General features: G+C 43.7%; 16 protein-coding genes. 8 read left to right on the top strand and 8 right to left on the bottom strand.

Annotation, left to right across the window (positions count from 1 at the left end; genetic code table 11):
• Window positions 1-102: 102 nt before the first annotated feature.
• The 6 genes from AB5062_RS06160 to aspT form a co-directional block, all read right to left on the bottom strand.
• Window positions 103-729, bottom strand: a complete 627-nt coding sequence (locus tag AB5062_RS06160) for an outer membrane beta-barrel protein (RefSeq protein ID WP_016270045.1) — start codon at window positions 727-729, stop codon at window positions 103-105.
• A gap of 41 nt (window positions 730-770) precedes the next feature.
• Entirely contained in the window at window positions 771-1409 is a 639-nt protein-coding gene (locus AB5062_RS06155; RefSeq protein ID WP_005846090.1) for a DUF4136 domain-containing protein, read from the bottom strand.
• Window positions 1410-1532: 123 nt separating this feature from the next.
• Entirely contained in the window at window positions 1533-2021 is a 489-nt protein-coding gene (locus tag AB5062_RS06150; RefSeq protein ID WP_117615971.1) for a copper resistance protein NlpE N-terminal domain-containing protein, read from the bottom strand.
• A gap of 156 nt (window positions 2022-2177) precedes the next feature.
• Complete coding sequence (locus tag AB5062_RS06145) at window positions 2178-3575, bottom strand: S41 family peptidase (RefSeq protein WP_138272076.1); 1398 nt, start codon at window positions 3573-3575, stop codon at window positions 2178-2180.
• A gap of 148 nt (window positions 3576-3723) precedes the next feature.
• A complete protein-coding gene (locus AB5062_RS06140) occupies window positions 3724-5364 on the bottom strand; it encodes a bifunctional aspartate transaminase/aspartate 4-decarboxylase (protein WP_005846096.1) in 1641 nt (546 codons plus the stop codon).
• Window positions 5365-5383: 19 nt separating this feature from the next.
• Window positions 5384-7084: an aspartate-alanine antiporter gene (gene aspT, locus AB5062_RS06135; protein ID WP_216955444.1), complete on the bottom strand. Its 1701-nt coding sequence runs from the start codon at window positions 7082-7084 to the stop codon at window positions 5384-5386.
• Window positions 7085-7209: 125 nt separating this feature from the next.
• Between aspT and AB5062_RS06130 the strand changes: the two genes are divergently transcribed.
• Window positions 7210-8031, top strand: a complete 822-nt coding sequence (locus tag AB5062_RS06130) for a hypothetical protein (protein ID WP_368326841.1) — start codon at window positions 7210-7212, stop codon at window positions 8029-8031.
• On the opposite strand, the gene AB5062_RS06125 is transcribed toward AB5062_RS06130, so the two are convergent.
• Window positions 8023-10200: a tetratricopeptide repeat protein gene (locus AB5062_RS06125; protein WP_005846102.1), complete on the bottom strand. Its 2178-nt coding sequence runs from the start codon at window positions 10198-10200 to the stop codon at window positions 8023-8025. The two genes, AB5062_RS06130 and AB5062_RS06125, sit on opposite strands and share 9 nt — an antisense overlap.
• Before the next feature lie 61 nt (window positions 10201-10261).
• The gene (locus AB5062_RS06120; RefSeq protein WP_368324667.1) at window positions 10262-11446 is read right to left on the bottom strand and encodes a DUF418 domain-containing protein; all 1185 of its coding nucleotides are present in this window, start codon (window positions 11444-11446) and stop codon (window positions 10262-10264) included.
• Between the two features lie 107 nt (window positions 11447-11553).
• Between AB5062_RS06120 and mfd the strand changes: the two genes are divergently transcribed.
• From mfd to AB5062_RS06085, 7 genes are all read left to right on the top strand, one after another.
• Window positions 11554-14919, top strand: a complete 3366-nt coding sequence (mfd, locus tag AB5062_RS06115) for a transcription-repair coupling factor (protein WP_022508443.1) — start codon at window positions 11554-11556, stop codon at window positions 14917-14919.
• A gap of 264 nt (window positions 14920-15183) precedes the next feature.
• Window positions 15184-15870 carry a TonB family protein gene (locus tag AB5062_RS06110; protein WP_005848631.1) on the top strand — a complete coding sequence of 229 codons (687 nt, stop codon included), beginning with the start codon at window positions 15184-15186 and terminating at the stop codon, window positions 15868-15870.
• Window positions 15871-16061: 191 nt separating this feature from the next.
• Window positions 16062-16823 carry an amidohydrolase gene (locus tag AB5062_RS06105; RefSeq protein WP_032952525.1) on the top strand — a complete coding sequence of 254 codons (762 nt, stop codon included), beginning with the start codon at window positions 16062-16064 and terminating at the stop codon, window positions 16821-16823.
• A 23-nt stretch (window positions 16824-16846) separates the two neighbouring features.
• Window positions 16847-18463, top strand: coding sequence for an indolepyruvate ferredoxin oxidoreductase subunit alpha (locus tag AB5062_RS06100; RefSeq protein WP_032952524.1), 1617 nt, complete (start codon window positions 16847-16849; stop codon window positions 18461-18463).
• Window positions 18460-19041: an indolepyruvate oxidoreductase subunit beta gene (locus AB5062_RS06095; protein ID WP_005846114.1), complete on the top strand. Its 582-nt coding sequence runs from the start codon at window positions 18460-18462 to the stop codon at window positions 19039-19041. The genes AB5062_RS06100 and AB5062_RS06095 overlap by 4 nt, the downstream gene beginning before the upstream one ends.
• Before the next feature lie 4 nt (window positions 19042-19045).
• The gene (locus AB5062_RS06090) at window positions 19046-20353 is read left to right on the top strand and encodes a pyridoxal phosphate-dependent aminotransferase (RefSeq protein WP_005848625.1); all 1308 of its coding nucleotides are present in this window, start codon (window positions 19046-19048) and stop codon (window positions 20351-20353) included.
• A gap of 106 nt (window positions 20354-20459) precedes the next feature.
• Complete coding sequence (locus AB5062_RS06085) at window positions 20460-21761, top strand: phenylacetate--CoA ligase family protein (protein WP_005846118.1); 1302 nt, start codon at window positions 20460-20462, stop codon at window positions 21759-21761.
• Window positions 21762-21767: the final 6 nt, after the last annotated feature.

The following is a 21767-nucleotide window of genomic DNA, read 5'->3' as shown; positions in this document are numbered from 1 at the left end:
TAACACTCCCGTCAGAATTTAATTTTATTAATTAAAAAAAGAGGATTACCCCTGCCTGGCGCACGGATAATCCCCCTATTTAACAGAATAGTTTAGAAATCTTTAGAATGCCACACCAAGGCGGAAACCGAAATTGTTTAATTTATCCATATCATAGTTAAATACGGTTCCCTTGTTGGTAGAGTAGCTGTAGAATGCTGCCAGATGGAAGCCGATACTGTTTGTCCAGGGGTAGATATTCACACCGACTTCTGGTGATACATAGAAACCCCAAGTGTTGTCTTTCACTTCGTAAATGTAAAAGTCACTGGACATTTTGGTATAGTTGGCACCCAGCTTCAATCCGATATAAGGTTGGCATGCACCGTCACTGAAGCGATAGTGTGTTGCGAAACCGAAAGGCAACTGAAATACGGAATGTTGCTGGTCGGTTGTCAGGGCTGCCGAGTTGCTGATTGGTAGTGTCTGACGTGAAATATACTCATTATTGGTATGATAATTGATAAAGGCACCGATTGACAAATCCGGCAGTATATAATATCCACCTTCGAAGTTCATACCCCAACCGCTTGCTTTGTTTGCAAAGTTATTGCTGATAGGAGCGTTGAACTGCCAGTCTACATTGAAATAGGTAAACGGAGTTACCTGTGCTTTTGCCGGCAGGGCAAAGGCTATGGCGATAGCGGCTACCGCCATCAGTCTGAGAGTTAAATATTTTATAGTTTTCATATTTCCTTTTTATTTTAAATGAATACTTGTTTCACTTACGTTTATTTTTTCAGATAAGGACTCTGAGTGAATGCTTGGTTGATGGCAGTCGTTGTACGGTTTACATTCAAACTGCCACTTCCGCCCAGTAACCCGCTGATGTATGCATTCCAGACAACAGTTAATTTTTCTTTTTGTCCTTCCGGAGCATTTTTTAAATTAATCATGTCGGCCAGCAATGAACCGGTGCTATAGCTGTAAGTGATAGGATAGGGATAGTACCATCCACCTCCCCAATTGCCGCCCCAGTAGCCGGGATACCAATAACCGGGATAATAGCCCCACCAGGGTCCGTCATTATAGTAACCGTGGAAATAATAAGTACTTGCTACGTAGCTTACCTGTAGGCCGAGGTCGGCTTCGTCTTTATTAGCTGCGGTGTAGCCGGCAGCGTTCATCTTAGTCTTGAATGCATTGATGATGATCTGTGCATTCTCGTCCTTCCAGTATTCAGGGTCTTTCTTGTCACCGATGATCAGGATGCTGTCGGGGATATAATAAGTACTGAAGTCATTGAACTTAGTACTAGTGTCATGACTGGTGAATACCAGATACTCATTGTCCAATTTGTCCATGTCCGGGTCTTTCTCGCAAGATACCAAGGCAAAGACCGCCAGTAGGATAGGAATTAATTTTTTCATGTCAAGTTTTTGTTTAAGTTAATACTAATTGTTTTTCGTCTAGTTTCTCTCATACAACGGCCAGCTTATGTTTTTGTTCACTAACAGTCTGTTCTTTAGTGAATTTTTTTGCAGCCAGGTTAATTAGAGTTTCTTTTTTAAAGTGTAATTTAGTTTAGAAACAGCTTTCTTGAAGTCCTTGCCAATCATTGTCAGTGCACTGTCACCCTCTGCCAGAAAGTTTGTCTTTTCGTGTCCCGGAGTAGCGGAAATTAATTGATAAACGATAGCGGTGCTGTCATTAGGAGTTCCAATAATAGTTACAACTGTACCACTGTCGGTAAATGCCTGGTTACCATCTTTTGTTCCTAAATAAGTGGTCGTCAGATTGTACGTGCCCAGTGAGTCTTGGCCTGCCTCCTGAAGTGTCAGTTGATAGTTGATACCTTCGGCATCGGCAGCTGGCAGAATACCTTCATAGCTATATGTTTGTAATTCACCCAGTGTGCTGTCGTTCACAGCGAAAATAGAGTCACTTTCACTTTCGGCTATTATTTCAGCACTTTTGTTTCCTTTAGAGCCACAGGAAACAATCATGGCAGCCAAAGCTGCTGCAATAAATACTTTTTTCATTGTTAAGTCAGGTTTTTAATGGTTATTTGGGTACATAACATTTGTTATGCCCGTTTTGTTTTTAATAAGCTCTCTTTTCAGAAAAAACAAGACCATGTTTAAAATGCATTAAACACGGTCTTTAATAAATAGGGCGTTGTATCTGGATAAATCGGACTACCGTAGCCGTATGCCGTTCATACTTCTTCGAAGCAGTGAGTTATAGATGATTTTTCCTTTTGATACTTGTTCTTCTGTTTGTGGCAGGTCGGGCATACTTCCTGTCGTAATATAAGCTATAGTGTTCTTCAATAAATACTCTTTGGTATCTCCCAGTGGGTAGAGAGGGGAGATGAGGTTACGTTCGCTCAATGTGAAATCGGGGGTGATTCCATTTACATAGTTGGCTTGTCCTGCCGAGTTGAGAACGTATGCCACAACCGGCCATAAAATAAAGTTGTAACGCTCATCTTGGTATGGTTCCATGGCTACATTTTTGCCAACAGTCGTTTCACCTATTACCACTACATTTTCTGTACCTATATATGGACGGAGACAATTTATGACTGCTTCTGAGGCCGATGCAGTAAATTTGCTTGTCAGTACGTAGAGCTTGCTTAAGTTCAAGTTTTCGGAAGCAAGTCCTGTATTGAGAGGGAAATCAATTTTTTGCGGGTCACTGATGTCATTATACAAAGTTGTGCAAAATACTTTCCCTAGATCTGCCGCAGGTGCCAGATAACTTCCTAAATCTGTGGCACAACTCAAATAACCACCGGGATTGTAGCGTAAGTCCAGAATAAAAGCATCGGGTGACTGTCCCTTGAACCGGGCGAATATCTGTTTCATCTGTTCCCTGTATTCTGTATCTGTTGCCTGGTTATTGGGGCCTGTACTGAATTCATTGTAGACCATATAGGCTATTTTTTTTCCGGATACTTCATATACTGTATCTATATAGAACGGATTCAATTCTACGGGGCGTGATGCCGCTACTTTGACTGTATCTGTTGCAATCCAGCTGGAATTGCCTTCCTCATCAAAAACCAAGCTTTCTCTGGCGAAAGTTGTATTGCCGCCTTCCATCAGATATCCGTAATTATTGTTGGTCAGTTCTTCTTTGCCAATGGCTGATATCCAGTTCCCTCGTTCCAATCCGGCTTCTGAGGCCGGTGAATTGGGCAGTACGAATAAAATACGGGCAAATACGTGTGATGAGATTCCGGTGGGATCGGTCATTAATTCAAAATCAAATCCGTAAGTAGAAGTACGTTGCAGGTAGGAACGTGCCGCATCGGAAGCGTCCTTTATTTCTATATACGAATACGGGTCTCCTTTTCCGTTTTGTGCCTTGGTATAAACCAATTTTTGCAGGAAGTCTTCCGGTTCGGCAAAATAGTCCGTTTCCTTTATTGCCGGAATACTGTCATACCACAAATAATGCTCTTTCATTATTTGTTCTATCCATACATTCTCTCCAATTAATGCATAGTATTCCCCACTGCGGTCTTCGCCACATGAAGCCATTATAAATAAAGTGGTTAGAAGAAAAAAAGTGCTCCGTATATGCTTCATAATCTAATTCCTTTTTCGAACTGCAAAGCTAGGGATTTTATTTTAAAGTAGGGATAAGGTTTGGAATAAATAATCCAAAAAACCTTTATATAAAAAAGAAATCCGCCGGTTAGGTCAAGCAGACTTCACGGCGGACGTTCTTAATTTTTTATTTCTTTTCAGATTTCCATTTGTCAGCATATTCATTCAGAATTCTGCGGATACTGAGTCCGATTTTGATATAATCTTTCTCGTTCAGGTTGGCAAGTGATACACGTACACTCCATTCGGGTCCGTCGAATCCACCACCATTCAATACGACCAGGCCTGTTTCATTGGCAAGACGGAATACTACGTCCAATGGATTATAAGTTGTCTGCAGATGTTGTACGAATTCATCTCCGTAAAATTTCTTGGCCCATACCAGCATGTCTATTTCTGAATAATAACCGGCCCTTAGTGGATCGTCGGGGAGAATGAACCCTGTGTTGTCCCATAATGCTTTCAGACGGGTATGGATTAAATTAAGCATGGCATGACGATATGTATTTTCTTTGTCCAGCAATGAAAAAGAAGCAAAGAGTGACATCTGCATTTGTTGTGGCAAGGACAGTCCTGCTGTATGGTTCAAGGCTACTTGACGGCTGTCTGCTACCATACGGTCAATGAATTTCATGTTTTCTACTTGCATACTCAAGCTGCCATACCGTTTGGTTAGTTCGCTTTTTCGTTTGCGGGGCAGATTGGCAATCATTCTGTCGAATACATTTTTCTCATGTAAGGCAATTACAGCAAGGCGCCAACCGGTCGCTCCGAAATATTTGGAGAAAGAGTAGACACAAATTGTGTTCTGTGGCAAATCAGCCATCAGGCTGCGGAATCCGGGAACAAAAGTACCATATACATCATCTGTTATAATCATCAGATTGGGATTCCAGCGTGTTACTACGTCTTTCAGGGCATCTACGCATTCTTTGTTCAACTGATAACTGGGTGGATTGCTCGGATTGACAATAAACAAGGCTTTGTATTTCGTGTCTCGCAGTTTATTGATATCTTCCACTTTGTATTGCCAGGTATGAAGTCCTTCTTCATTTAGAGTACTTGCAGGAATATTGAGCACATCATAATCGTAACGTGTCAATTCGGGTATCTCGATATAGGGTGTAAAGATAGGAACCATCAATGCTATACTATCTCCTTTGTGTAGCAGGAAATTTTCTTCCAGCGAGTCGAATACATAGCACATCCCTGCTGTTCCGCCTTCGGTGGCGAATAAATCGAATTTACCTTGCGGGGGTTGCCCGTTGCACATTTCCTGATTCAGGTAATCCTGTACTAGAATTTCTGTATATTTCAAGATGCGGTCAGGCATAGGATATTGGTCGCCTACAATACTTTCGGTCCATTCGTGTACCAGTTCGTCCGGATCAGCTGCATGTTCCATCAGCATATAATTATAGGTACGTTTCAATAGATCTGTCCCCGCATTTCCTTCATGCTTTTTCAGGTACTCCTCAAAACGTTGGGCTATGCCTGTTTTTTGAGGAATACCGGCAATGCCTTCGGGCATGTCCATGACCCGGCGACACTCTTCAATGCCAAAACCGCCCAAGGCAAAGAATGCTTCACGAGCCTCCGTTGCAATCCAGTTGGGATTACCTCTGCCTGCATTCAGCATGACGTGCGCCATTTTCTTCACACTTTCATCTGCCATTTCAATCAAACGGTTTTTTAATTCGAAGGGACTGATCTTTTCCAAATTCTTGTCCATTCGGGCAACGCTGCTTTTATCACTTAAATATTCCATAATGTATGAGTTTAGTTTTTTAGTTGATTAATAATACAATGACCACTCCCCATATGATGAGTAGTGTATTTCCTACGGCGTAGGTCACGGTGTATCCTAAGGAAGGTGTTTCGCTGCCTACTGCTTCTTGTATGGCGCCCAATGCAGCAGTGGTAGTACGGGCTCCTGCCGTGCATCCCAAAGAGAGGGCGGGATGGAACTTGAATACATATCTGGCTAGAATCAGCCCTAATAATAGAGGCAAGGAGGTGGCCAACGCACCTATGATAAACAACATAGGACCTACTTCTTTTAGTCCCTGTACAAAGCTGGGTCCTGCAGAAATGCCGACTACGGCGATGAACATATTCAAGCCTACATTATTCAGCACCCATAAAGAGGATTCCGGTATTTGTCCGAAGGTAGGGCGTTTGCTGCGCCACCAGCCAAATACTAATCCGGCTATCAAGGCTCCTCCACTAGTGCTCAGGCTAATAGGTACTCCGCCGATATGGATTGCAAGTGCTCCGATGATACCTCCCAGTAAAATGCCGAGTCCTACAAATATCATATCGGTGGCATTGGTGGGGCGGTCTATGTATCCTAGTTCTTTTGCAGCAGATTCCACCTCTTTTTTCAGGCCGACCAATTCCAAAGTATCTCCGCAGTCGATAGTGGTTTGTGCGAAAACAGGGATATCAATGCCTGCCCGTTTGATACGGCGTATACTGACGCCGTGCATAAAGCTTTGACGGCGTATGAAGTCCAATTTTTGGTTGGAATATGGCTTTTTGTGTATCATGACAGGGAGTACTTCCACAGGGAAATCAAGCAGTTGGGGATCGACGATTTCTTCTCCAATCCAGTCTTCCTCACCAATGGCGAATTCTCTTCTTCCGCTCAGTACCACTTCGTCTCCTTTTTGTAATAATTGTCCGGGAATAATATCATTGACAATGGAAGATCCATGTCGCATTCTTTCAACAAACAATCTTTTCCCTTGTGAAATAAAATAGGATTCTAGCTGGTCAACGGTCTTGCCGTTGCCAAACCAATCGTTCTCTATGCGGTAAGCGCGAAAAACTACCGGACGGCGTGCCTGTTCAAATCCGGGTTCGTCTGCTTCACTGGTACCCATCCGGGTTTCCAACTCTTTGCAAGCGGCTTTCACTTTTTCTAATCCTCCCAACATTTTAGGACCTAAAGAAGAGAGGACCCAGGCAGAGCCTGCCGTACCGAAAATGTAAGTTACAGCATATGCCACGGGAATGATATTAATCATATCACTTTTTTGGGAAGAGGATATGTTGAGTCCGTTTATGGTATCTTCTGCTACTCCTATGACGGCAGAGATAGTTTGTGCTCCGGCCAGTAACCCGGCTGCTTCACCGGCATTATATCCCATTAAGATAGCTAATAACCAAGTGATAATCAAACAACCTATACACATGAGCGCGGCGAATCCTACTTGAGGTAAACCATCTTTTTTCAGTCCGCGAAAGAATTGTGGTCCCACTTTGTATCCGATAGCAAAAAGGAATAAAAGAAAAAACACGGATTTCACCGGTTCTTCTATTGTAATGTTAAGCTGTCCCACTAATACCCCTACTAGCAATACACTGGTGACGATTCCCAAACTGAATTGTTTTATTTTCATTTTTCCAATCCAGAAGCCTGCGGCGATTGTCAGAAAAATCGCCAGTTCTGAATGCTGTCTCAAAAGATGTATAACCCATTCCATATTTCTTTCTTATTATAATTGCTGTTTAAAACAGAGTGGGGGTAAAGAAGTTGAGTTAAAAAGCTCCAAATTGTACTTAGTTCTAATATTTTTTATTTTATTTGCATAGAGATGATACTTGACTTATGAAAATAAAGTTGTTTGTAAAATATATTTCTTTGTTAGTTCTCTTGTTTGTTGCTGATGGTTGTAAAGAAAAAAAAGCTGACACATATGTGACTAAGGTCACCGATTTAACGGGAGAGGAAGAACAAGTTTTGAAATTGGAATATGATCGTGATGGTAAAATTATAAAGTATGGGGATACCCCGGTAAGGTATGAGGGCGACCAGATAACCATCGGACAGATGGATTGTTTGAATACCGGCAATAAGCTTTGCAATGTTACGTTTCAAATAGGAAAAGGCAAGGCGAGGGAGAGTAGGGCCCGTTGTATGTTGAAGGTAGGAGAAGAGGTTTATGAAGCTGATAAACAGACTGTCTATGATTATAAAGGAGATACTATTTTTATCAATTCTGATTATCGTGCTACTTCCGATTATCGTTTCTTGAAGAAAGTGCAAGGAAAATATGTTTTTGATCAGTTGGGACGGTTGAAGGAGGTGATGACTGTTTTTACTGAGGCAAATGATAGTGTGTCCAGTTGTCATACTTATTATAATTATGATAATAACATCAACTATCAGGCGAATCTGAATTTACAGGCTTATGTGATTGATTATGATGGGGTGGATAGTTTCTTCTATTTTTTATTGAATCTTGGGCAGTTGAGGAATAGAACAGCCTTACCTAATGATATCGGATATTGTATGAATCATGGTTTAAGCACTTATAATGTGCATGCCAATTATCGTCTGGATGATGAGAATCCGGTCAGGATAGAAGTTTTATATAATTATACCAAACTTCTATCCCGAATAGATTTATTTTATAATCCTTTAAATTAATTCATCGGGAAGTATAAACAAGTCTACTTCATTGGCGCCTTGCTTTATCAAGTCTTTCTTATCTATTTGGTAAAGGCGGACAAACTCATCATGACTGTCGCATAGTTCCTGGGCTTTGCGATAATATTCTATTGATTTTTCTGTTTCATTCAGGATATAATACACATGTCCTGCATTCATCCAGTCTTCCATAATGGGCTTGGGCTCGGATATCAGCAAGTCGTAATATTTCTTGGCTTGTTGATGGTTGCCGGTAATGAAGGAACACCATCCGATGGCGCGTCGGGCATTCTGTGGCTTTTTATCCAGATACTCCACTTTGAAGAAATAAGCCAGTGCTTCATCGTATCGTTCCAGTGCCATCAGGCATTGTCCTATTTGTAGTGCCAGATTCAGACTGTCGGGCTGTGCCTGTTCCACCTTGTTATAATATTCCAAAGCTTTTGGGTAGTTTCCCTCTTTTCTATAACATTGTGCCAAATGGCGGTTATTCCATGTATTATCAGGGATCAGCAGATCTGATTGCAGGTAATAATCTATCGCTTTTTTATAGGAACCGATTTTCTGATAAATGAAACCTGCTTTCTGCCATAATTCGGCATTTTTACGATTGTATAATTCAATTGATTTATCATAGAGAATTCCGGCTTCTGCCAAGTCGTCGTGTGTGAATAGGTAATCTGCCAGTTTGTTGATATACTCTTTGTGTAACAAGGCTTGAGACAATGCTTCTTTATTCCATAAGTCCAGAGTGTCCTCAAAAATGTCATGTATTTCATGTCTTCTTGACCATAATTTGAAGAAACGGTAGAGGTCATGAATGTATTGCCGGCTCACGAATTCAGCGCGGGCTTTTGATTGTGACATCTCTTTTAAACGTTCTTTCAGTTCTTCAGAAGCTTCATGTTGTCCGTTCAATTGTTGCTGCATGAGATTCCTTTGGCTTTCCGGCATTTGTAACATGGTAAAACAAAAAGAGTATTTGTCGGAATTGCAGAATACATCCGAATTCATCAAAATGTTGAGCAGAGAGATTTTTTGTTCGTCATTTCCGAGAGATAATTTGGCGATATCCTGATATTGGGGATCAAAAGGATAGAACCAGTGAGAAATTTTGCGGAAAAACGGGAATTGTTTCAGCTGTGAAAAGGTACTCATATACACATCTGCCCCGGACATTTGCAGTTCACCTAATTCGCGCAATTTATCGGTAATGCCTGAACGGTCAATCCATTCTTCCCATTCCGGATTATGATCTTCGGCATCTTCATCCAGTCCTTCCAAATTAAGTTTGGGATTTTTCATCATTTCGGGAATGATTTCTTCACGCATCTTCTTGTCTATCTTTCGGGTTTCACGGGAAGATTGCAATAATTGAATCTGGATATGATGCAGGTTTTTGATGAACTCGGAATTTTCATTCAGTTCATTTATGCGCGACACGGCTTCAGGGTATTGAAGGATACGCTTTTCATAATAGTAGCATGTTAGTGCGATCCCTGCAATAGCCCGCTGATTCAGCATGGTATCCTGATGGGTATAGGCGTTCAATAGAAACATGAACTTGCGGATGTCGAATATTTGCAGCAGGCTCATGGTAACGGCGCTGACCATTATGGAAAGGTCGTTGACTTGGATCAATAGTGAGTTGAACAAAGTTTGCGCTTCAGCATATTCCGATTCACTCCACCGGGTGGATACCCATATTTTTTCAAATAATTCGTCTACAGCTGTTTCGTGACGTTTTCTCATGGCATCCATTTCTTCATTTCTTTTGGCCTCGGTGGTATATATCAATGGTGCTGTAGCCATATCTTCTGTATACGCCTCCAGTTGCATTTGTAATTCGGCATAGCTGTGAGGAGGGCTTTGGACAAAAGTGCGCATTGTGTCATAATAGGCTCCGTAATTTTGTGTTGCCTGTACGGCTATATGGATACGGTCGGCCAGTTCGTATGCCGTGCGTAACATTTTATGGTATATTTCCACCTTATTGGGATCTTTCATCCCTTTTGAAGTATATTGCAGCATCAGGTCGTATGACGTTTGCAGGGCTTCTAGCTCATTCTTTAATTGCCAGTCGGAAGTATGGGTGGCATATCCTGTCATTTGGGATAATGCTTCTTTTAACCGATATTGGTCTAATAGTTTTATGATTTCTTCGCGCATATTTTAAAGTTCTATTTGTATGTCTTTTATAAACAAATGCGGGCAGACTTCGGTTCTTGGCTTATTTCAGCCAGGTTGCCCGTTTCCATATATATTCCATCGGGCCGTGAGAGTGGTGATTCATCCACCAGCGGCAGAAAGAGAATTGCAAGATGAAGAAAACTATTCCTGCCAGGCAGCTGGCTGTGATACCAAACTGATTGTGCAATGCAAATCCCCAGTTGTAGTATAACATGGAACCTACTATACTTTGAGTAATATAATTGGTAAGGCTCATCTTTCCGTATGGCGTTATTTTCATTAATCCGTCGTGTAAGTTTGTCTTGTAAAAAGCGAAGACGACACCGGATACCAGAATCAGCATAAATGCAAAATTGGAAAGCGAGGTGATGATTAGTGAAAGAGGGGTCAGAATGGATTTATTTGTGATAAAGTCCGGTAGCATATTGCCCAATCCATATAAAGGGAAAAATGCGACGAGTGAGCCTGCAAGTACCTTGTTCCATACCTTCAAGTGCTCTTTCAAAAAAAGTTCCTTGCGCCCTATCAGCATACCGAGCAGGAAAAGGGCGGCTGTTTGGAATACCCGTCCGTGATCCCAGGCCCAGGCAAGGCTTGCCAACTGTCCTTCCCATAAATTGACACGGATGGTTTCCAGAAAATTACCATTGCTTTGCACTGCAAAAGTTGCATTCCAGAAGCTGCGGGTGGGGATGGCCGGAGTAACAAATTCCGGATCGAGACAGGCACGTATTACATAATAAAGCGGCAATGGCTGGATCAATAGCAGACATGCCAATGCAAATATCCATTTGTCTTTCAGCCGGCAAGTCAGTGGCAGGATGAAACCTACTAAAGAATAAAGGACCAGTACTTCCGCTGTGAAAAAACTGGCATTGATATTACCTATCAGGAAAAGAAGAATTAACCGCCAACAAAAACGTAGACGGAAATCATTGCCCCGTAGGCGTTGGTTGTCATCTTGAATAAAAAAGCTAAAACCGAAAAGTAAAGCGAATATGGCGTATGCTTTTCCGCCGAACATGAAGAATAACCCGTTCCAAACGGCTTTGTCCGAGAAGTTCAGCCACGCACTTTGTCCGGCTGTATCGGGAAATGAGTAGAAATTAAAATGTTCGATAGAGTGCAGGATGATGATTCCCATCACTGCCAGTCCGCGTAGCACATCAGCTACATCTACACGTGCGTGTCCTTTCAATTTTGTGTTTATTGCTTTTGTTTCCATGGGGTTATATATTAGCGTACAAAAATAGGAAAATCTTGAATAGTTGGCAAAAAAAGGAGGAAGTAATCAGATATTTCTTTAATTTTGTCCCCATCTTAAAAAAAGATATGGATATTTCGGAATTGCAACGTGTTTATGCCGGTCATCCTAACACTAAGGGACTGGCTGCGTTATTGGAAGATTCCTCAGTGAGGACTATTTTCCTGGGAGGATTACATGCTTCTGCGGCAGCTTTATTTGTTTCCTCCTTTCTTAGAGAGAATAAACAGACATTTGTATTTGTACTGGGTGACTTGGAGGAAGCGGGTTACTTTTATCATGACCTGACACAGGTGAACGGTGATGAGCATATTTTGTTCTTTCCATCCTCGTATCGTCGGGCTGTTAAATATGGGCAGAAAGATGCAGCCAATGAGATCCTGCGTACGGAAGTGTTGAGCCGTTTACAGAAAGGCGATCCGCTATGTGTGGTGACTTATCCCGAAGCGTTGGCGGAGAAAGTGGTATCACAAGAGGTACTGATGGACAAGACGTTAAAACTTGGTGTGGGTGAGCATGTGGACACAGAGTTTATCACGGAAGTGCTGGCCGGTTACGGATTCGAGCATGTGGATTATGTTTATGAACCGGGGCAATATGCTGTACGCGGTAGTATTATTGACGTCTTCTCTTTTGCTTCCGAGTATCCTTACCGTATTGACTTTTTTGGTGACGAGGTAGACAGCATCCGTACTTTTGAAGTGGAAAACCAGCTTTCGAAAGAGAAGAAACAGAGCATTGCCATCGTGCCCGAGCTGACGAATGCCGCCGACAAGAGCGGGGTGTCTTTCTTTGAATTCATTCCTCGGGAAACAGTTCTGGCAATGAAAGACTTTCTTTGGGTACGTGAAAGAATACAGGTAGTACGGGAGGAGGCACTCTCTCCTCAGGCGCTTGCCGCATACGAAGGAGAGAAGACGGAACTGATGAATTTGGAACTGAAGCTGATAGACGGGGCGGAATTTACAGTACGGGCTTTGGATTTCAAACGGATTGAATTTGGTAACAAACCTACAGGAACTCCACAGGCAACGTTGGCTTTCGATACGACGGTCCAGCCTATTTTTCATAAGAATTTTGATTTGGTAAGCACTTCATTCACTGATTATCAGAAACGAGGTTACACCTTATATATATGTACCGATAGTGAGAAGCAGGCAAAGCGTCTGAAAGATATCTTTGAGGAGCGTGGTGATCATATCACGTTCATTCCGGTCAACAAGACTTTACATGAGGGCTTTACAGATAATGTATTGAAAAGCTGCTTTTTTACAGACCATCAGATTTTTGACCGTTTCCATAAATACAATCTTCGTAGCGACAAGGCGCGTAGCGGTAAGGTGGCATTGACCTTAAAAGAGTTGAGCCAGTTTGAGCCGGGTGACTTTGTGGTACATATAGATCATGGTGTAGGCCGTTTTGGCGGATTGGTACGCATTCCGAATGGAAATACTACCCAGGAAGTGATTAAACTTATTTATCAGAATGAGGATGTGGTATTTGTTTCCATTCATTCCCTGCATAAAATATCCAAGTATAAAGGGAAGGAGGGAGAAACTCCCCGCCTGAACAAATTGGGGACCGGTGCGTGGGAAAAAATGAAAGAGCGTACCAAGAGCAAAATCAAAGATATAGCCCGTGACCTGATCAGACTGTATTCGCAACGTAAACAGGAAAAAGGATTCTCGTATAGTCCCGACAGTTTTATGCAACATGAATTAGAGGCGAGCTTTATTTATGAGGATACCCCCGACCAGTTGAAGGCGACTCAGGATGCCAAAGCCGATATGGAGAGCGACCGTCCTATGGACCGTCTGGTGTGTGGTGATGTGGGTTTCGGAAAGACTGAAGTGGCTATTCGTGCTGCTTTCAAGGCTGTGGCTGATAACAAACAGGTGGCTGTGCTGGTTCCCACTACGGTGCTGGCCTATCAGCACTTTCAGACTTTCAGCGAACGGTTGAAAGATTTTCCATGTAAGGTGGATTATTTGAGCCGTGCCCGCAGTGCGAAAGATGTTTCCAGAATAGTGAAGGAACTGGCGGATGGAAAAATAAATATTTTGGTCGGTACACATAAAATCATCGGTAAAAGCGTTAAGTTCAAAGATTTAGGATTGCTGATCATTGATGAGGAACAGAAGTTCGGAGTTAGTGTGAAAGAGAAGTTGCGTCAGATGAAAGTGAATGTGGATACACTTACTATGACCGCTACCCCCATCCCCCGTACTTTGCAGTTCTCGTTAATGGGCGCCCGTGATCTTTCTGTCATTCAGACTCCGCCTCCCAACCGTTATCCCATTCAGACAGAGGTGCATACCTTTAATGAAGATATCATAACGGAAGCGATCAATTTTGAAATGAGCCGTAACGGACAGGTGTTCTTTGTCAATAACCGCATACAGAATCTGGTAGAATTGGAAGCCATGATCAAGCGGAATATACCCGATTGCCGTGTCTGCATAGGTCATGGACAGATGGAGCCCGAAAAGCTGGAGAAGATTATTTTCGACTTTGTGAACTATGATTATGATGTGCTGCTGGCAACCACCATTATCGAGAGTGGCATTGATATACCGAATGCCAATACGATTATCATCAACCAGGCGCAGAATTTTGGGTTGAGTGATTTGCACCAGATGCGTGGACGTGTGGGAAGAAGCAATAAAAAAGCATTCTGTTATTTGTTGGCGCCTCCATTGACTTCACTGACTCCCGAGGCAAAGCGCCGTCTTCAAGCCATTGAGAATTTCAGTGATTTGGGCAGCGGTATCCATATAGCCATGCAGGATTTGGATATCCGTGGAGCAGGAAATATGCTGGGGGCGGAGCAGAGTGGCTTCATTGCCGATTTGGGTTATGAAACTTATCAGAAGATACTGGCCGAAGCGGTGAAAGAGTTGAAAGAGGATGAGTTTGCCGATCTTTATGCAGAGGAGTTGCAGGCAGCGGGAGAAGAGAAAATCAGTGGCGAGAACTTTGTGGATGAATGTCAGGTGGAAAGTGATTTGGAATTGCTTTTCCCAAATGAGTATATCCCCAGCAGCAGCGAACGTATGTTGCTTTATCGTGAACTGGACGGATTGGAATTGGATAAGGACCTGCTCGCTTTCAAGGCACGGTTGGAGGACCGTTTCGGAAAGGTTCCTCCCGAAGGGCTGGAACTTCTGCGTATCGTACCTTTGCGCAGATTGGCTAAACGGTTGGGGGTGGAAAAAGTATTCTTGAAAGCCGGACGAATGACTTTGTTCTTTATCAGTAATCAGGAAAGTCCTTATTATCAAAGTGCGGCTTTTGGCAAGGTGATTGATTACATGAGCAAGAATCCGCGTTACTGCAATTTGCGTGAGCAGAACGGCAAGCGTAGTATGGTAGTCAAGAATGTGGAAACGGTAGAGACTGCGGTAGGTATTCTGCAGGAGATGGTGAGTTTGTGATAAAAGATGTCTGTATTGGCGGAAACCGGCATTGCCGTAGAGTAAGCAGGATATGTTAACGTAAAATTGAATATTAACTAAATAAGCAGCTGATTTTTAATTAATTGTTTAACGGAATTGAATTTGGGGTGTTTTATATTAAAAAATAATATAAGACACTCCTTTTTCTTTTAACTTATCTATATTTTTACTATCTTACTTCCAGTTTAAAAGCGGACACTGAGATTTTTACTCACATATTGTCTAATTTAAAAAACACTTGTTATGGAAGTGAAAAAAGCACGAAGAGCCGACCTTGAAAAGGGTAAGTCCCGTTGGCTGTTCATGGGTCTCATTGTGACGCTGTCGTTTATGTTTGTTTCGTTCGAATGGACTGAACGTAATGTAACTTACGCGATCAGTGATTTAGTCAGTGACCCGGATTTCTTTGAAGAATTAGTTCCTGTAACCTATAATCAGGATAAACCTCTGCCGCCACCGCCTCCGCCGGCTGCCGTCAACCCGGAAGAACTCAATATAGTGGATAATAACTCGACGGAAACAGAAACCGATATTGCAGCTTCAGACCCTACGGATGCTCCGGTAATTATACCGACCCCTATTGAAGTACCCGAAGAAGTAGTGGATGAAAATGTGGAATTTGTGGTGGTGGAAGAGATGCCGGTATTTCGTAACGGTAATGCTGATTTGATGAGGTATCTGAGTGAAAACATCAAATATCCTACCGTCAGTGCCGAGCAGGGAGTTCAAGGAAGGGTAGTGGTGCAGTTCGTTGTGGGTGTTCATGGAGAGATCCTGAATCCGGTAGTGGTGAAGAGTGTGGATCCGTATCTGGACAAGGAAGCAATCCGCGTGATCAGTTCCATGCCAAAATGGAAGCCCGGCAAGCAAAGAGGAAAAGCAGTGAGGGTGAAATACACTGTTCCTGTAGTCTTCAGGCTGCAAAGTTAAGATTTAATTAGTATGGATGGAGGAAGCGTAATCTCAGAAGAGGACGCTTCCTCTTTTTTTATCGAGGAATAAATAGGGGATATTTATGAAAACATGTAAGAAAAAAGGGAGTGAAAGGAAATAGTTAGTAATAAAATGCTTGCTATCTTATTATATTTGTTACCTTTGTGGGTCTTATAATATGAAAAACAATGAAAATAACAATTCTACAGAGAAATATAGAATGGGCCAATCCACAGGCCAATATAGCAAGGGCGGACGAAGCGATAAGCTGTCTGCCGGATGCTGATCTGTTTGTTTTACCCGAAATGTTTTCCACCGGTTTTTGTACGCAACCCGAAGGAATTGCGGAGAGCGCCGACAGTGAAACCCTGCACTGGATGAAGCGTAAGGCAGCCGAGCGGAATTGTGCTATTGCAGGCAGTGTAGCTGTATGTGAGAATGGAAACTATTATAATCGTTTTTACTTTGTCCATCCGGACGGAGCCGTGCAGCATTATGATAAGAAACATTTGTTCACCTTTGGGGGCGAACACAAGCGTTTCACTGCCGGCACAGAGCGTGTGGTGGTGAACTTCCGTGGGGTACGTATTCTTTTGGAGGTATGTTATGACCTCCGTTTCCCTGTTTGGTCACGCAACCTGGGGGATTACGACATGATACTTTATGTGGCAAGCTGGCCCACTCCCCGTGTGGATGCCTGGAGCGCTCTGCTTCGTGCGCGGGCTATTGAAAATCAGTGTTATGTAGCCGGAGTGAACCGCATGGGAGTTGATCCTGCCTGTGAATATTCGGGTGGCAGCGCCATTATCGATCCCTACGGAAAAACGATAGCCGAATGTCCGTGGAGCAGGGAAAGTGCGGTATCGGCTGATATAGATATGGAGGCATTGCAGGCTTTCAGGAAGAAATTCCCGGTATTGGATGATGCAGACCCCTTTACATTGATATGAAACAATTAACAAAATAATAGATAATGGCTGAAAAGAAATTATTGTTGGGCGATGAGGCAATTGCCCTCGGAGCGATACATGCCGGCATATCGGGTGTATATGCCTATCCGGGTACACCGTCCACTGAAATCACAGAGTTTATCCAGAATAATCCTTTGGCAAAGGAAAGAAAATTGCACAGCACTTGGTGTACCAATGAAAAAACGGCCATGGAGGCTGCATTGGGTATGTCATACGCAGGAAAACGTGCTTTGGTATGTATGAAACATGTAGGCATGAACGTGGCTGCCGATGCGTTTGTCAATTCTGCCATAACCGGCGTGAACGGTGGTCTGGTGGTGCTGGCTGCCGATGACCCTTCCATGCACTCGTCACAGAATGAGCAGGATTCACGTTTTTATGGGAAATTTGCTATGATTCCCATGCTGGAACCGTCTTCCCAACAAGAAGCATACGATATGATGGATTACGCATATACACTCTCGGAAAAACTGAAGTTGCCGGTGCTGATGCGTGTGGTTACCCGTCTGGCACATTCGCGTGCCGGTGTGGAAGTAGCCGATATCCGTGAGGAAAATCAGTTGAATCCTGATCATGAACGTGCCCACTGGGTATTGCTGCCGGGTAATGCGCGTAAACAATATCTGGATTTAGTGAAAAAGCAGGAGAAGCTGGAAGAAGTTTCCTCCAAATCTCCTTATAATTATCTGGAAGGGTTGAATCCCGAATATGATTATGAATTCGGAGTGATAGCCTGTGGTATCGGTTATAATTATGTGAAGGAGGCGGATACGGACAGTTGCCATATTCCGGTATTGAAAGTTTCGCAGTATCCGTTGCCGGCTGAAGAAATCAGGACGATGGCAGACCGCTGCGGATATGTTCTGGTAGTGGAAGATGGTCAGCCGTTTGTGGAAGAGCAGGTAAAAGCGATACTTTCCTCGGACTATGAGGTAAAGGGACGCTTGACGGAAACTTTGCCGCGTACTGGTGAATTGACTCCGGATAATGTGGGCGAGGCGATCGGATGGGGAATCAAACGTCCGTTTGGTAAGTCTCAGGTGGTGATGCCGCGTCCGCCTGCATTGTGTCAGGGATGTGGTCATCGGGATGTGTATGATGCATTGAACAAGGTGGCTGCGGAATATCCGGATGCACGCATTTTCGGTGATATCGGTTGCTATACATTAGGTGCGTTGCCCCCGTTCCGTGCTATCGACAGTTGTGTGGATATGGGTGCTTCCATAACCATGGCCAAAGGTGCTTCCGATGCGGGGGTATTTCCGGCCATTGCTGTTATCGGTGACTCTACCTTCACTCATTCCGGTATGACCGGTCTGCTGGATGCGGTGAATGACCATGCCAATATCACGGTGGTGATTTCGGATAACCTGACTACTGCCATGACCGGTGGACAGGATTCTGCCGGTACGAACAAATTCGAGGCGATCTGCCTGGGATTAGGGGTAGAACCCGAACATGTGCGTGTGGTGGTTCCATTACCGAAGAATATGGAAGAAATCACCCGTACCATTCGTGAGGAAATAGAATATAAAGGGGTGTCTGTCATTATTCCGCGCAGAGAGTGTATCCAGACATTGAATCGTAAACTAAGACAGAAAAAAGCAGATAAGGCATGAGAAAAGATATCATACTTTCGGGCGTAGGAGGACAGGGTATCCTGACTATCGCTACTATTATAGGAGAAGCTGCTACGGCAGAAGGCATCAATTTGAAGCAGGCCGAGGTACACGGTATGAGCCAGCGCGGAGGAGATGTGCAGTCCAATCTGCGTCTATCCGACGAAACGATTTATTCGGATCTGATCGCTCAGGGTGAGGCGGATCTGATTATTTCCATGGAACCGATGGAGGCGTTGCGTTATCTGCCTTACTTGCAGGAAGAAGGTTGGGTGATTACTTCCGCTAATCCTTTCAAGAACATTCCTGATTATCCTGAAGAAGTGGATCTGATGAGGGCTTTGGAGAGCCTTCCGCATGTGGTGAAGTTGGAAATAGAGGATATGGCAAAAGAAAACAGTATGCCTAAATGCGCGAATGTGATTCTGCTGGGCATGGCTGCGAAGTATATTGAAATCGTATCACCGGAACAGTTGCGCGAAAGCATAGGGCGTGTGTTTGCTGCAAAAGGTGAGAAGATTGTTGAAATGAATCAGAAGGCTTTTGATATAGGATTGAATGCGGTAAAGAACTGGTAATGCCATGAAGATATTTAGTGAAGAATTAGTGGAGAAGGCGGTGAAGGAACTGCACATCGCCAATCTTGCACAGGCTACTATCGGTGATGTGCTGTTGGTAGCCCAGTATCTGGAAAAGGAAACGGGGATTCCTTTTATCCGCATGGATCAGGGATCTCCCGGTCTTGCCGCCAATCAGATAGGGATTGAAGCGGAGAAAGCTGCTTTGGACAGGGGAGTCGGATCGCAATATCCGGCTGCCGCAGGAGTGCCCGAGTTGAAAAAGGAGGCTTCCCGTTTTGTAAAAGCTTTCTTGAATCTGGATATCTCTCCGCGCGCTTGTGTGCCTACCACCGGGTCGGTGGCGGGTTCATTCGGCTCGTTCATAGCCTGTACGCAGCGTATTCCGGGGAAAGACAAGGTATTGTTCATTGATCCCGGATTTCCTATTCAGAAATCCCAGCTTCGCATTATCGGCGTGGAGTGGGAAGAGTTTGATATCTATCATTATCGGGGACAGTTCTTGCGTGAGAAATTGGAAAGTTTCCTGAGTAAAGGCGATATAGCAGCGATTATCTATTCTAATCCGAATAATCCGGCATGGATTTGTCTGGAAGAGGAGGAATTGCAGATAATCGGTGAACTGGCAACCCGGTATGATGTGATTGTCATGGAAGATCTGGCTTATTTCTGCATGGACTTCCGTCGGGATATGGGGCATCCTTTCGAACCGCCTTATCCGCCCACTGTGGCAAGATATACGGATAATTATATCCTGATGCTTTCTTCTTCCAAGATATTCAGTTATGCCGGACAGCGTATGGCATTGGCATGTATCAGCGACAAACTGTTCGACCGCCAGTTCCCTGCCTTGGCAGAACGGTATAAAGATGCAGGGGTGTTCGGTCCTACGCTGATTGCTTCCATTCTTTATATGATTACTTCGGGATGTACGGCTTCCACTCAGTATGCATACGCTGAAATGCTTCGTCTGTCCACCGAAGGTAAAATCAATTTTGTGGAAGATACCCGCGAATATGCCCGTCGTGCGGAACGCATGAAGAAAATATTTACCGACAATGGTTTCCATATCGTATATGATTATGATGCTACCCAGGTGGTGGGAGATGGTTTCTTCTTTACCATAGGTTACGGAAATATGACAGGGGGTGAATTGCTCCGGGAGTTATTGTATTATGGGGTAAGTAGCATCTCGCTTTCTACTACCGGTAGCGAGCAGGAAGGTGTCCGCGCCTGTACGTCACGGATGCGCGATGAACTTTATCCGGTGATGGAGGAACGTATGAGAGCCTTTCACGAAGACCATAAGTAGTGGTAAATGGTTAGTGATTAGTGGTTAATGCCTGGCGGAGGGTTCGCCACTAACCATTAATCACTCACTATTAACCACTAACCATTAATCATTAATCACTAATGCTATGATTTGGAATAAAAATAAAGAGTGCATGAGTCGGGACGAGATGAGTGCTCTGCAGGGAAAACGTCTGAACAAGTTGGTGAACCTGGTTTATCATAATGTTCCTTTTTATCGTAACAAGATGCAGGAGATGGATTTGTCTCCGGATGATATCCAGACTATCGAAGATATCGTAAAACTTCCTTTTACTACCAAGCAGGATTTACGTGATAATTATCCATACGGTCTTCAGGCTGCTCCTGCTTCGGAAATTGTACGTGTACACGCTTCTTCGGGGACAACCGGGAATCCTACCATTGTGGGATATACGCGTCGTGACTTGTCTGTATGGTCCGAAGTGATGTCACGTTGTCTTTCAGCATACGGGGTTACCCGTAATGATACCTTTTCTGTCAGTTATGGTTATGGCTTGTTTACAGGCGGGTTGGGCGCACATTATGGGGTGGAGAATCTGGGGGCGACTGTTATCCCGGCTTCTACTGGAAATACGGAAAAGCATGTCCGTCTGATTCGCGACTTGGGTATAACGGGGATTGCCTGTACTCCTTCATACGCTCTTTATCTGGCAGAAGTGGTGGAACGTATGGGATTGACCAAGAATGATATCAATCTCCGTATCGGAGCTTTCGGAGCCGAGCCATGGACGGAAAGTATGCGTAAGGAGATAGAAGAGCGGCTGGGATTGAAAGGGTATAATATTTATGGATTGAGTGAGATTATGGGACCCGGTGTTTCCTACGAATGTCAGGAGCAACATGGATCACATATCAATGAGGATCATTTTTATCCTGAAATCATTAATCCTGAAACGCTGGAACGTCTTCCGGATGGAGAAGTGGGAGAATTGGTGTTTACTACCTTGACAAAGGAGGGGATGCCGTTATTGCGTTATCGTACGAAGGACTTGACTTCCCTGATGGAGGGTGAATGTCCGTGTGGAAGAACCAATATCCGTATGTCGGGTATTGTAGGCCGTAGTGACGATATGCTTATTATCCGTGGCATCAATGTTTTCCCGTCTCAGGTGGAAAGTGTTATTTTGGATATGCCTCAGTTTGAACCTCAGTATATGCTGGTGGTGGATAGGAAGAATAACCTCGACTCTTTGCAGGTACAAGTGGAAGTCCGCAAAGACTTCTTCTCGGATGATATGGGAAGTATGCTTGCCATGAAGAAAGCATTGAGCGACAAACTGAAAAGTGTCCTTTCCATCAGTGCCGAAGTGAAGCTGATGGAACCTAATAGCATTGCCCGTAGTGAAGGTAAGAGTAAACGTGTGATAGACAATCGGATTTTAAAATAAAAAAGT

The sequence above is a fragment of the Phocaeicola sp. RTP21359st1_B8_RTP21360_211022 genome, from assembly GCF_040911965.1.
Classification (GTDB): Bacteria; Bacteroidota; Bacteroidia; order Bacteroidales; family Bacteroidaceae; genus Phocaeicola; species Phocaeicola vulgatus.
The sequence above is the reverse complement of the archived record's forward strand: the minus strand, read 5'-3'. Positions and strand labels throughout refer to the sequence as shown.

Coding starts and splice junctions, on each gene's coding strand:
- AB5062_RS06160 (WP_016270045.1), bottom strand. CDS start 729: ATGAAAACTATAAAATATTTAACTCTCAGACTGATGGCGGTAGCCGCT.
- AB5062_RS06155 (WP_005846090.1), bottom strand. CDS start 1,409: ATGAAAAAATTAATTCCTATCCTACTGGCGGTCTTTGCCTTGGTATCT.
- AB5062_RS06150 (WP_117615971.1), bottom strand. CDS start 2,021: ATGAAAAAAGTATTTATTGCAGCAGCTTTGGCTGCCATGATTGTTTCC.
- AB5062_RS06145 (WP_138272076.1), bottom strand. CDS start 3,575: ATGAAGCATATACGGAGCACTTTTTTTCTTCTAACCACTTTATTTATA.
- AB5062_RS06140 (WP_005846096.1), bottom strand. CDS start 5,364: ATGGAATATTTAAGTGATAAAAGCAGCGTTGCCCGAATGGACAAGAAT.
- aspT (WP_216955444.1), bottom strand. CDS start 7,084: ATGGAATGGGTTATACATCTTTTGAGACAGCATTCAGAACTGGCGATT.
- AB5062_RS06130 (WP_368326841.1), top strand. CDS start 7,210: ATGAAAATAAAGTTGTTTGTAAAATATATTTCTTTGTTAGTTCTCTTG.
- AB5062_RS06125 (WP_005846102.1), bottom strand. CDS start 10,200: ATGCGCGAAGAAATCATAAAACTATTAGACCAATATCGGTTAAAAGAA.
- AB5062_RS06120 (WP_368324667.1), bottom strand. CDS start 11,446: ATGGAAACAAAAGCAATAAACACAAAATTGAAAGGACACGCACGTGTA.
- mfd (WP_022508443.1), top strand. CDS start 11,554: ATGGATATTTCGGAATTGCAACGTGTTTATGCCGGTCATCCTAACACT.
- AB5062_RS06110 (WP_005848631.1), top strand. CDS start 15,184: ATGGAAGTGAAAAAAGCACGAAGAGCCGACCTTGAAAAGGGTAAGTCC.
- AB5062_RS06105 (WP_032952525.1), top strand. CDS start 16,062: ATGAAAATAACAATTCTACAGAGAAATATAGAATGGGCCAATCCACAG.
- AB5062_RS06100 (WP_032952524.1), top strand. CDS start 16,847: ATGGCTGAAAAGAAATTATTGTTGGGCGATGAGGCAATTGCCCTCGGA.
- AB5062_RS06095 (WP_005846114.1), top strand. CDS start 18,460: ATGAGAAAAGATATCATACTTTCGGGCGTAGGAGGACAGGGTATCCTG.
- AB5062_RS06090 (WP_005848625.1), top strand. CDS start 19,046: ATGAAGATATTTAGTGAAGAATTAGTGGAGAAGGCGGTGAAGGAACTG.
- AB5062_RS06085 (WP_005846118.1), top strand. CDS start 20,460: ATGATTTGGAATAAAAATAAAGAGTGCATGAGTCGGGACGAGATGAGT.